Source organism: Bacteroides celer, assembly GCF_002632415.2.
Classification (GTDB): domain Bacteria; phylum Bacteroidota; class Bacteroidia; order Bacteroidales; family Bacteroidaceae; genus Bacteroides.
In genome coordinates this window covers 2,848,527-2,862,200 of sequence record NZ_CP178209.1, presented here as the reverse complement: position 1 = coordinate 2,862,200, position 13,674 = coordinate 2,848,527, and the positions used below count along the sequence as shown (strand labels likewise).

General features: G+C 41.2%; 6 protein-coding genes. 2 read left to right on the top strand and 4 right to left on the bottom strand.

The genetic code is table 11. The features are described from left to right. Positions 1-130 precede the first annotated feature (130 nt). A complete protein-coding gene (locus CJF29_RS11455) occupies positions 131-4,330 on the bottom strand; it encodes a malectin domain-containing carbohydrate-binding protein (protein WP_099147381.1) in 4,200 nt (1,399 codons plus the stop codon). Between the two features lie 98 nt (positions 4,331-4,428). Next, positions 4,429-7,128: a hypothetical protein gene (locus tag CJF29_RS11450; protein ID WP_176553179.1), complete on the bottom strand. Its 2,700-nt coding sequence runs from the start codon at positions 7,126-7,128 to the stop codon at positions 4,429-4,431. Between the two features lie 216 nt (positions 7,129-7,344). On the opposite strand from CJF29_RS11450, the gene CJF29_RS11445 reads away from it, so the two are divergent. Together CJF29_RS11445 and CJF29_RS11440 are read left to right on the top strand one after the other, a co-directional pair. Next, complete coding sequence (locus CJF29_RS11445) at positions 7,345-9,777, top strand: ATP-binding protein (protein WP_099147382.1); 2,433 nt, start codon at positions 7,345-7,347, stop codon at positions 9,775-9,777. Positions 9,778-9,892: 115 nt separating this feature from the next. Continuing rightward, on the top strand, positions 9,893-10,426 hold the full coding sequence (locus tag CJF29_RS11440; protein WP_087318076.1) for a GNAT family N-acetyltransferase: 534 nt from the start codon (positions 9,893-9,895) through the stop codon (positions 10,424-10,426). Between the two features lie 493 nt (positions 10,427-10,919). Here CJF29_RS11440 and CJF29_RS11435 read toward each other — a convergent pair whose 3' ends face one another. Both CJF29_RS11435 and CJF29_RS11430 read right to left on the bottom strand, forming a co-directional pair. Further along, positions 10,920-11,993: a cellulase family glycosylhydrolase gene (locus CJF29_RS11435; protein WP_099147383.1), complete on the bottom strand. Its 1,074-nt coding sequence runs from the start codon at positions 11,991-11,993 to the stop codon at positions 10,920-10,922. A 70-nt stretch (positions 11,994-12,063) separates the two neighbouring features. After that, positions 12,064-13,644 (bottom strand): beta-N-acetylhexosaminidase, encoded by a 1,581-nt coding sequence (locus CJF29_RS11430; protein ID WP_099147393.1) that lies wholly within the window; start codon positions 13,642-13,644, stop codon positions 12,064-12,066. Between the last annotated feature and the right edge of the window lie 30 nt (positions 13,645-13,674).

The window sequence follows — 13,674 nt, the reverse complement described above, 5'->3', positions numbered from 1 at the left end:
CCAACGGGTCATCTATATTTTATTTATAAGAAAGTATCAGAATATGAAAAGCAGGACACCGGAAGTATATTCAAACTTCTTAATGTCCCGCTTCTATTTTTCTGTTTATATGTGTGTTTTTCTAAAAAACTTATTGAACATCCAATGCATCGAATGCCAGACCGTCCATATTTTCTGCCGAAAGTAATACTTTGTAATGTCCGGCATTGATAAAGGTTCCGGTAGTGGTGCTCATCATCTTCCATTTATCCGGTGTTTCCGGGAAGTTCAATACGTCCTCTTTCAATACTACTCCTTTTGAATCAATGAATTTCATCAAGACAGGTATTGGCTTTCCGGTAGTATTCATATACTTAAAGCGAAGGGCGTACACTTGCGCCAATCCGGTAGAAACATTCCATTCAATACTGTTGCCTTTTCCTTTACCAAAAAACACTCCCATCTGTTTGCGATGTTCTTTCTTTTGGAATTTGCCTTTCAGCACAGCGGTTTCCGCTTCGTATGATATACTGACACGAGCATTTTTGTCTTCCGGAAGTAACTCTTTCGGAGTCTTTTCCATCACTTCTTTATCCGCCTTTTCCCAACTCCAGCCGGACGCAGGGAATACTGTCGGTTTCACTTCCTGATCTGTGCTGGCAATAGCAATGCCCGAAATCAAGGCTTGTCCTGCTTTCACTTCCGGGAAATGAATTTTCAACATTCCACCCTTCACTGTGGCATATACTATCTTCTTACAAACTCCGTCATGACCGCTTTCAGCCCAAATATCCAAGTCGTCTAATACAACAGAATCATTCACGGCAACATCGAATATACGCAGTCCTTCACAGTCGGTAGAAGCGCTTCCGCCCGTACCATGCCAAGGCTCTGTGAAATACAGTTCAATACGATATGTTCCGTCTGCCACAGGGAAACGATATTCCAACTGATGACGTCCGAAGCGGAAATGTTGGAATAATGTCCAGTCGCGGGTGCCACGAATCGGATCATTGGTGGTACGTTGACTGGCAAGATAAGGATTCAGATCCTTAAAATTCTCCGCCCATGAGCGGGAATAATTCGTATTGTCCTGCAACCACAACTGTCCGAAACTATCTGTATAATCATCCCCTCCACAGTTGAGACGATACAGATAATTATATCCTGCCTCTCCTCTCAATATCTTTTTATCATCCTGATAAAGAAGTTCGAAGTTAGGGGCTTGTTCCAAACCATTGAATACTATCAGGTCTTCTGCCACCGGCTTACCTTTGTAATACCCTACAGCACGAAGTATGTTATAACGAATATCCCGGTTTTCCCACATAAAATGAGTGCCTGTTCCGTTGTTCTTTTTACGTCCGAGGAAGGTTGTCTTTTCATTTGTCAGATCGTTGTATAGCAATACAGAATCACAATTGCTGTAAGCCTCGATGGTGGCACGGCGACGTCCTTTTTCAAAACGGTCGGTCCATGTATGTGATACCAGGTAAACCATCGGGTCTTTCGCAGCCGGAACATAGTTGGCACGATACATATAATATACGTCCAACGGTTCTTCCCACGGAGTAACCAATCCTTTATAATTGAACGGACCTACTTTATCTATTTTGCGATACGCTTCATCCGGCTGGCGACGTCCGGGATTATCATGACTGCTGTATATCCACTGGAATTGTCCGCAAACACTATCTTTAGCCTGTTCTGCCAAACGGATTTTAGTTTCCATCAGCTGACACATACGGTCTTCACTCCACACTCCGTTCACCTGGAAATCTCCCGGTTCCGTATGCAGGTCGATACTTCTCCACGCTCCATATTCCCCATTCAATAATTGGTTCGCTTGAGAGAGCTCACGACCATATTTTGTCACATCTCCTCCATACGTACCACTCCAATTTTGAATCACATTCCAGTCTGTACCCTCACCACCATTGCAGGTTGTTATGACACGCATTGTCTTTGCAGTCGGATCCATCTCCCGAATAATATCACTGCACTCCTGTGCAAACTCACGAGGCAAAGTGCTTTCATTCTGCAATCCCCACATCACCACTGACGGAGAATTACGACGTTCTTTCACCCATTGACGAAGCAACTTTTTAAAGTTCTCACGAAACTCCGGAGTATCATACCACACGTGGGCGGAAAATTGTGTCCAAAACAAGATTCCCTCTTCATCCCAATACTTCTGATAATCGAGATGATGGGGCTGATGAGCATCCCGGAATGCATTGAAACCGGCTGCGCGTATCTGCTTTACCCTTGCGGCAACCTGTTCATTACTGAACGCATGGCTTTGTCCGAACTGATGTTCATACTCGCATACTCCATTGATAAACACGGGTTTCCCATTCAGGTAAAAACGTCCGTCTACATCGTTTCGTTTTACCGGCCAGCTAATGGTACGAATACCGAAGGGTGTCGAAATTTCATCCGTCGTCTTCGTATCACGCTTTATCATGCTGGCCAATTTATAGAGATATGGATTTTCCGTATTCCACAAGACAGGATTCTCAACAGGAGACTGCTGGCGAATCACTTTCATTTCTCCCGGAGCTAAAGTAACTTTCTCAACCAAACGGAAAACTTGTTTTCCATCGGCATTGCTTAGTTTATTGACCAACTCTACCGTTTCTGTTGTTTTACTATAATTCTTAACCTCTGTTTCAACAAATACGTTAGCGGCCTTTTCATCATTCCAAATATGTACACCAAAAGGTTCTATGCGAATCTCATCCGTTACTTCCAATACCACAGGACGGAAGATACCTAACGGCTGGGACCCCTCACTGAATCCCCATTCCGACGAACATCCTCCACATACCCAAGGCATATCGGCAATCATTTCAGGATGCTCTGCTTTCACTTCCAGGCGATTTACTCCCTGTTTTAATTCATCTGTGACATCCAAAGTCAACGTAGTGCGCCCTATGGGATGACGACCGAAGTCCTTTCCATTCACTGTAATGGTGGCGTATGTACCCACTCCATCAAAACGAAGGAAATACCGTTTCCCGGATTTTACATCCACTGTGAAATCTTTCACATACATAGCCGTTCCATGCATGTTTCCATGTGTCAACTGGCGGTATCCATAATAATCGTCCCAATTATGAGGAATATTCACCATTTTTGCAGGCATCATAAAATGACCTTTTAAATGAGTTGCCTCTGTAATCCAGGTTTTCCAACCCTCATTCAATGTCGTGATCTGCCGGCGATTCTTACTCTCCGGAGTCGGGAAACGGACAGCCGAACGTCCCATCGGCTTACTGGTAGCTATGGCAATGCCACGTTGCTCTGCATTGTTTACCGCACAATAGAAATGATAAACCACTCCATCATGTTTTACCACATAGCTCTTATGAGCAAACAGTTCATCGTAGTTCTTGGAAGGGATAATCAAGTCGGCTCCTTTCCAATCGGTCCAGTTCACCAAATCATAACTGGCAGCAAATGTATTGAATGCTTTATATTTACGCGAAGGTTCAAAAGCCGAGAAGTAGAACATCACATATACATCTCCCATCTTTTGGATATGCGCATCTCCTGTAATGGTTCCATCAGCTTCATGCGCAAAGACCGGATTTCCGGAGTAGCGTTTCCATGTCTTCATATCTTTGGAAAGCGCAATGCCGACACGTTCGCCTTTTAAATCCGTTTCCGGATGACGGCCGCCCGCGTTGTAATACATCACAAACGGAGCTCCCAATGTTTTATCTTTATCCCAATAAACGGTACTCTTATATTGAGTCAGTTTTTCCCACCATTGGGCATCTTTATCATGGATGCTCAAAATCGGTTTGTCCAGAGATTCCCATTCATGTGCCGTAGAAATATCTTCTTTCGTCCATGCCAGTCCGACATAAAGCGGGGCTTTTACAGCTTCGTAGCCCGTTCCTTCACCACCGATATAAGTCATCCAATGGCGACCTTTATAAGTCTGAAGCTCATAGCTTCCACCCCATTCCATATCCGGTAATGCAGGAAATCCGCCACGCTGATTGCAGTCCCATTTTCCGTCCCGATAAGAAAGAACCCGTCCCAAAGTGCGCCATTCGAGTAGATTGTCACTTTCTGCTATCCACGTTTCGTAACCACGACCATCGGTTCCACCTTTACCGTTGTAAACCACATAAGTCATCAGCCACTTGTTCCCCTGGCGAAAAACGGTAGGACAATCAATCTTATGATAATTGTCTGCCGGGACAACTGCAAGCCCGTATTTGTATGGTGTCTTTACTTCCTCGTAAATCTGCTCCATTCGTTGCTGCGGAACTTCCCGTTGCGCATATAGAGAGAAAGTGGTAGTTATACTAAAAACTGCCAACAATAACTTCTTCATGATACTTTTCGTCTATAATCATTAAATTAATGATCCGGTGTATCACTGCTTGTCTTAAAAAATGAAACAAACAGTTACACACCGGATTTCTAATGAGATTAGTAAAACAACCAATCCATTGTCTCTTCATCCCCGGCAAGCCCGGCATTACGAACTTTCGTTTCCACAGCCGTGAATCCCAGCACTTGCAGATAACCTTTGGGTAACATCAACGTATGCTTTCCAGCCGGAAAACTATATGCATGCACATTTGCCAAAGGCATTCCATTGATACGGACAGCATTCGTCAACACGGGTTCCGCCTGACCGTAATCATTGGCTGACGCATCGATTTCCAGTTTCGGAGCTTTTGCATATTTTTTCTGGTCGTCTTTGAAATAAGCGACTAACAATTTCACCGGAGCATCCGTTTCGAAAGTGATACTTGTGCCTTTCTCTCTCTGCTCATTTCCATTGAAGCGAAGCGCCTTCATTCCTTTCAATTCCGGAGCTACTGCTTCTATCTTACCTGGAACATCCACAAATAAAGAAATACCCTCATCTACTTTCACTGTCGGATAATTAGAGATCAGTTTCACGTTTGCAGGAGTCCAGGCAGCAATCTCGACAGTTTCAGTCACCGCATTTCCATTCTGTTTTTCTTTCAACAAAGCGAGGTTGGCTTTGAAATTCTCCAATTCCTTCTCATAGTGTACCAGCAATTCTTTCCAAGTCTTATTCTTTCCATCATCTCCACCGATAGGAATACGACGTTGGGCAGTCTGCATACTGTTGGCATACAAGTAATGTTCGTCCGTCAGTTCCACCAATTTGCGATAGTGTTCCAAGCTTTGTTCCATTAAAGGAATAGCTTCTTCAAGATTCTTAATCTCTTTTCCCCATTGATAATCCAATACCAGTTTGGCAGCTTTCACTTTCAGGTTGAACGCATACGCAAATTCACGATAACAATGCATATCATTCTGTAGACGTGCAAATTCATCCTTATTTGAAGAGACGGAACCTGCTGCTTTATCAATAGCCGCTACTGCTTTATCTCCATGTTCTATCACTTGAGCAACAATATCCAAAGGCATTTCACCTACATGAGGTTGCTTTTTCCATTCTTTTTCTACATACTCTATCAGCTTCTCTCCTTCCGGTCCGCAGCTTTCATAGAATCCCGGATAGATCGTATATTTGTATGGATTGACAAGCTGACTCATAAACATACCCAGTAATAACGTTTGGCGATTTCCCTCTGTGATACCGAAACGACGTAACAACTTCGGAGCGATCTCTCCGCTTTCTTCGTATGCTACACGGATATTACTTGCATTTTCGTCAGAGGTTCCGTAGAATTTGCCTAACTGATGGTCCCAGTAACCCATTTCATCTGTACGGTCGCGATGGCAGTTCCATGCATAGCGTCCCCAGGTCTGATACCAGATCCAATCACGATCCAACTGGAATTCACGTTCATTGTTCGGTAATTTGTCCGCCGTATAAGGCCAGTCCCAATATGAGGCCTGCGGATAAAGGTGCAACGCATTGGCACCGTGTACATTGTGCATGGCAGTGACCGCCTTCTGAACGAAATCCGGAGAACCCCAGCGGAACGGTTCCAAATTTGCCAGGATATGTACGTTACTGATATGAATGGAACCCAACGAACTCAAATCCGTATGAATTTTCGACCAGGGACCACGAGGTTCGTAGGTAGTCAACGATTCACCATTATACTTATGCATCGTATAAAGATTCTTATAGAGCGGCAAGGCAGCGTCCATCACCAGTTTGCAGTCCGTGTCGTGCGCACGCAACAAAAGAGGCGGTTCATCCGTACGTCCCAATGCCTGTAATCCGTCTTTCACTCCCGGAATAATTGTTTTAGTAAACCATTCCACATCGTCCTCCACTGTACACATCGCTTCACCCAGACAAACCAGTAATCCTACATTGGGATATTTTTCAATGAAAGCGGCAATACTCTTGCGTGTATAATCGGCAATCAGAGGAGTAATAGGACGGTTACGGTCCTGTGTTTTCAGTCCGTAATGTTCAGCAAAAGGTTTGGAAAGAATGATATTGTAAAACATCTGTATGACAAAGATACCGCGCTTGTCTGCTTCTTCTGTGAGGAAAGAGAACATTTCTTCGTTCATTTTGAACGTTTCTTCATCTACTTCCAATGCAAACGGATAATCTTCCAGTTTCACCAATGATGCAAACGGATGACCGTTCCAAAGGTACAGTGAATTCATGCGGTTGGCAACCAGCATATCCAAGTATTTAATCCATTGTTCTTTATCATAAAACCAAGGGAAACTTTCCGGTGTATATGGATATTCGTATACGCCATGTCCTGGCAGGTAGGTCATCTTCTGTAACCCTACACATGCACCGCGTAATACCATTTCAGGACCATCTTCCAGTTCCTCCGGGAAGTTCAACTTACCATCCGAATCATTTACACGGTCTATCAGTTCACGACACCCGTAGATGACACCACTTCCATCCCTGCCGGACACTCTGGTCAGATTGCCCGTCGTCGAAATATGAAAACCTTCTTTCTTGAGTGTCGTGTCATTTACTTCCGTCAACAGAATCGTTTTGATTTCAGGATCGGAGAATGTCGTGTCTCCCTGTTGCATCATTACCTGATAACCGGCTTTATCTAAGGTAGTCTGTAACTGCTCCGCACCAAACAAAACACGATTTGACGCATCCGGCGGAGTCATAATCTTCACGGTTTGCCTGCCACACGCTGCCAAAAAAAGTGTGCATGCCGCAAACATGAATAATCTGGTATTTTTCATTCTTCTGATATATATTATAGATTATATAATTCACTTCTTCACTAAGAGAAAGACGAAATAATCCTCTGTTTGTACTCATTTGTCTCTTTTTCCACTTTTCAGCACCAAATTTCCACTTTCACCCTGCTGTGATATGCAAATTCCTCATTATTTAAAAGTTATGCTTATCTTTGCCGGCTAGCTTATAATATAAAACAGAAAACAAGAGCAAACAATATGAAAGAACAAACAAATTATGACTATGAAAAATACGTTCAGATAGCACAAATGGCCAAAATGGGATGGTGGGAGTCAGATTTGAAAAATAAAGAATATATCTGCTCTGACTTTATTGTTGACTTACTCGGCCTTGAAAGTAACCGCATCAGTTTCACCGAATTTCACCAAAGAATACGTGAAGACCACCGGCTGCGTCTTAAAAATGAATATATGTCTCTTTCTTATCTGGAGACATACGAACAAATGTTCCCAATCCGGGCAAAAGACGGGGAAATATGGGTGTACTCTAAGATTAATTTCCAAAAGCCCGATGAAGAGGGATATAGGAACATGACGGGCTTTCTGCAATATATTGACAGACCAATCGATACTACGAATGGAAACATTGATTTCTTTCAAGTGAGCAATTTGCTTTACCAACAAACTAATATTTCATATTCATTGCTTGCTTTTCTGCAATGTGATGATGTCACTCAAGTGGTTAACAAGACGTTAGGAGATCTCCTTCACCAATTTTTGGGCGATCGTATCTATATCTTCGAAATAAACAGAAAAGAACAACGCCAGGATTGCACTTATGAGGTTACCGCCGAAGGAATATCCAAGGAACAGGAATTCTTGAGTAATATTCCCTGGGACCCTTCTACCTGGTGGAATCATCAGATAGCTGAAAGAAGGGCTATCATACTGAACACGCTGGACGACATGCCCGAAGAAGCTGCGGATTATCGTCAGACGTTGGAGATGCAGGATATCAAGTCGCTGATGGTAGTTCCGCTAATCTCTAAAGAAGAGGTATGGGGCTATATGGGAATTGATATGGTAAGAACGCAGCGTAGTTGGAGCAATGTGGATTATCAATGCTTCTCCTCTCTTGCTAATATTATCAGTATTTGCATCGAATTGCGAAAGTCGGAGTTACAAGCCAAAGAAGATCGTCTTGCTTTGGACAACAGCGAGAAGATATTAAGAAACATCTATAAGAATCTTCCGGCAGGGGTCGAACTTTATGACAAAGACGGTTATTTGGTAGACATTAATGATAAAGAGCTTGAAATATTCGGCTTGTCTGACAAGCATGAGGCATTGGGAGTTAATCTGTTCGACAATCCCAATATTCCTTTAGAGGTTAAAGAAAGATTGAGAGCGAAAGAAGATGTAAACTTCTCCATCAATTATGACTTCTCAAAAATAAATCAATATGTAGATAGCCGGAGAAATGGGATTATTAATCTTACCACTAAAGTTACTGCTCTCTATGATTCTCAAAATCGATTTATCAACTATCTGTTTATCAATATCGATACGACGGAAACGACCAATGCATACACCAAGATACAGGAGTTTGAGAATCTGTTTCTTTTAATCGGTGATTATGCCAAGGTAGGATTTGCTCATTTCAATGTATTGACAAGAGACGGGTATGCCCAAGATACATGGTACAGGAATTTGGGAGAGAAAGAAGGTATTCCCATGCCACAGGTTATCGGAGTATATGCTCATGTGGTTCCTGAAGATCAGGCTGTTCTGAAAAACTTTGTACGCGAAGTGAAAGAAGGGAAAGCAACCAGTTTGCGTAAAGAAGTTCGTGTATGCAGGGAGAATGGTAAATATACATGGACCAGCATTAACGTTATGGTCAGAGATTATCGTCCGCAAGACGGCATTATTGAGATGTTGTGTATCAATTATGACATCACGCCTTTGAAAGAGACTGAACAGAAATTGATTATTGCCCGCGATAAAGCGGAAGAACTGGATCGTCTGAAGTCGGCTTTCCTGGCTAACATGAGTCATGAGATCCGTACTCCTCTCAATGCTATTGTCGGCTTTTCCAGCCTTTTGGCAGAAACGGACAGCAGAAGCGAACGGCAGGAATATATCAAAATTGTGCAAGAGAATAATGAACTTCTTTTGCAACTGATATCGGACATTCTCGATCTTTCGAAAATAGAAGCGGGAACATTCAATTTTGTATATACAAACGTGGATGTTAACGAGACTTGTTCTGAAATTATCAAATCAATGGGTATGAAAGTGGGTAAAGGCGTTGAACTGATTTTGGAGGAACCATTCCCAGAATGTTATATCTATACGGATAAAAACAGATTCACCCAAGTAATCAGTAACTTTATAAATAACGCGTTAAAGTTCACCCAGCAAGGCAGTATCACCCTGGGATATGAACAAGTATCCCATCAAAAAATAAAATTCTATGTGCGCGACACCGGAATGGGAATACCGGAAGAAAAGCAAAAGAGCGTATTTGAACGTTTTGTGAAGCTGAATACTTTTGTTCAGGGTACAGGACTCGGACTTTCTATCTGTAAGAGCATTGTTTCCCAAATGGGAGGAGAAATTGGCGTGGATTCGACGGAAGGAGTAGGCTCCTGCTTCTGGTTTACACATCCGTACCACGCTGCTGACTAGACAGACTATATTATGAAAGGGGGCATTCAATGAATGATGGTTAATACTTATAATAACGAATAACTTCCAATAAGGAAAAAGAATTGTACCTTTGCATTCTATTATTATCATAGTTATGCAAAAGTATATAGAAACACCCCGTCTGATTCTCCGCGACTGGAAAGAAGAAGACATCCCGTTTTTTGCCCGTATGAACGCCGATCCGAATGTGATGGAGTTTTTTCTTAATTCATTGTCATCGGAAGAATCATTTGCCTTTTATCAGCGTATTCAAAATGAGTTCCAAACCTGTGGCTTCGGTTTGTATGCCGTAGAACGAAAAGAAGATCATGCTTTTATGGGCTATACCGGACTACATCAGATTACATTTGATGTTGACTTTGCTCCGGGCATAGAAATAGGCTGGCGGTTAGCACACGAATATTGGGGACAGGGTTATGCTCCTGAAGCTGCAAATGCATGCTTGGAGTATACGCGCAATAAAACGGATATAAAAGAACTCTTTTCTTTTACTTCCCTTCTCAACCAACGGTCAGAACGTGTAATGCAGAAAATAGGAATGGAACGAGTGAGGGAATTCGATCATCCGCTTGTCCCTGGTGAACATCCGTTGTGCAGACATGTGTTGTATCACATCTCTTTAAGATAAAAATATAATTATATTTTTATCAAACATCCCAATTTTAAAGAAGCTATTGACTTTGCCCTTTTTATTTTGTATATTTGCAGTAACCAATTAGCTGACAACAGATATGATATATATAAAAATAAAGACATAAATAGATTTTTCAGACAGATAAATATATGTCTGATAGAATAGAAATGGGGTGGAATCTGCAAAGATTCCACCCCATTTTGTTTAATATATTCGCATTTGATTAGTGAATGACCCAGAATATCGTTTATTATAAATGTAAGACCCGTTTATAATAAACTGTTTCACTTTTTATTATAAACGTCTCATGGGGTTATTAATGTCTTGTATAAGAAAAAGAAAATAGCGTAAAGGTAGTAATGGTATCAACGAGACAAATACAAATATATCTACACATTTACAGCAATGAACTACCTTTACAACTTGATTCTTTTTTATAGTTTATTCCTTTGAACATCGGGCGTAAAAGGACCGATCTCAATGGGAATTATTTAGTTAATGAACGAATACATTCCACTTCTTCTGTCGAATAAGGAGTTCCATCACTACGGAATATATCATGGAACCACAATAGAGGTTCAGAATCATCAAGTAATGGAGTGTCCCATGCATAGATCGTATTTGTTTTTCCGGCTACAAGTCCCCAATTGATTGCACCGATATTTTCTTTCTTCAGCATTGGCATAATATCCTGGAAAGTGCTATTTTGGCTACGCGCCATATATTCCGTACAAATCATCGGACGACCGTATTGCTTCAATGTATCAATGAGTTGCTGATGCGAATCCAAACCTTCATACGTGTGATATGTTATCACATCCGAATTTTCCAATTGGAACTTATTTAGATTAGTCAAACTCATATCCCAAACTCCGGCCGACAGAGGTTGTGAGGGATTCACTGTTCGTCCCCACATAAATATTTTCTGCAATAACGGCAAACTCCTTTCATTGTATCTGTATCCTCCCGAACCTCCGGGCTCATTATATAAGTCCCATAATACGATTCTCTTATCATCCTTAAAGGTAGTCAGGATATCTTTCACATAACTTTCCAATACCGGAAGTATAGTTGCCGTATCACCTTTATAATACAGATCACCCGGATCACGCGCCCATCCCGAATTGTGTACTCCCGGCTGTGGTTCCGGTTGTTTACCAGCCTGATAAACAGGATTCCAGCAATCATCCAGGAAGACGAAGATGGTAGAAATATGATGCTTGTCGGCAATAGTAAGGTATTCATTGATACGTTTCTTAAAGCCTTCCTTGTCTGTTTCCCAAACCAGGTGATGTAAATATACGCGCATACAGTTCATGCCTATTTCATCCGCCCAACCCAGTTCACGATCAATAGTAACCGGATCAAAAGTATCTGCCTGCCACATCTCCATTTGGTTGATTGCCGTACTTGGAATAAAATCGCATCCACGAAGCCATCCCCATTGTTTATACCATTCATTAGCTTGCTCTTTTGTCCAGACTTCACGAACAGAAACAGTTTTCTGACTGCAGGCAATCAACATAATACCAATAAAAAATGAGAGTAATATCTTTTTCATATAATCGTTTTACTTTATCAAATTAAAAATCTTTTTTATTTTCTCCAATACAATTACAAGAAGCCAAAGGTTATCTTGCAATTTCAAAAGGTACCCGGACTAAAACACCCGCTTTCATTAGTTCAGTGATATTAGGAAGAACGCGTTTCTTAAAGGATTCCCAACCACGATTGTCCATTTGTGTCCAACCTGCTTCTGCCAGTGCAAAAGCACGTGGATATGTCATGTATGTAGCACGATTTATATCGATAATGGCTTCCCCCCATAATGCCCCCATTACTCCCCAAATATGCTTCTGTGCCTCCAAAGGACGACCATATCCAGGATCTAATTTATATGCATGTTCTAATGTGGTAATAGGCATCCCCCAATTATTATATTCCGGTAATTCTCCCTTATATTGTGGATAATCAAAATAAGTATATTCGCTAGGGGCCATAATTACATTGTGTCCTTTCTTGGCAGAAATATTCGGACCTGTTGGAGTCATTCCTTCACGCCAACTGACTAATGTCACATCCAAAGGATACGGGAATAGATAGTCGTCAGCAAACGGATATTCTTTGTTCAATTCAAGCCACAATATTGGCTTCTTTCCATATTTGCGAACAGATCCTAAAATATTCTCAAAAAAAGGAATCATTAATTGAGAAGGTTCGGTATATCTTCTCTTTTCCATCAAAGTACGACACAAATCACACTGTGCCCAGTTCTTAGGTATATCAGCCTCATCACCTCCTAAATGAATCAACGGAGATTTAAACATTCCAGCAACTTCTCTAATTATGTCATTTGTCACAGCATAAACCTCCTCGTTACCGGCACAAAGCATCATGTGGCCTGTCTTACCTATAATTTTTTCAGTTTGACGCTGATGAATACAAGCCAAATTTGGATATTTTGATAATAGAAAAACCGTATGTCCCGGCATATCTACTTCTGGAACCACTTGTACATGACGCATAGCTGCATAATCTACCAATTCCTGAATATCCTTTTTGGTATAGAATCTCGCACCCGCCAGACTAGGATGACTTTCAATCCAAATACTCCAACCGTGATCATCTGTCAGATGAAGTTGTAATACATTAAATTTGTATTTAACCATTTGGTCAATATAGAATTTAATATCATCAATAGGTAAAAAGTTACGTGCCGGGTCAAGCATCAATGCACGATAATCAAACCTCGGACAATCATCAATTTCAACAGATGCTATTGTTTTTCGTTTTGTAGCACAAATATCACCAGCTAAAATCTGATCCAAAGTCATCAATCCATAAAATACAGCAGCAGAAGTAGCTCCTTTAATTACCAATCTCTTTTCATTTACACTCAATTGATAATGCTCTTTTGTTTTTAAAGATTTATCAATCAATAGCTGTACTACTGATTTCGAGCTCTCTGTAGAACGTTTCACATTGATTCCGAATCTCTTATTAAAAATAGAAGAAAGCGTATTCAACTCAAACTCCAAACTATCAGCCTCAATATAACAATTGACTTGATTTTCTAACACAAACACCATGTCTGAATCTGATGTGACCTTATTGGGCATCGGAATCAATGCAGAAAGATTATCTTGTGCGTTGATACAACAAGGTATTATCAAAAGCAGAAATAAAGCCACATTCAGAAACTTATTTTTCATAATACTTAATAAATATTTTTCCATTTATTC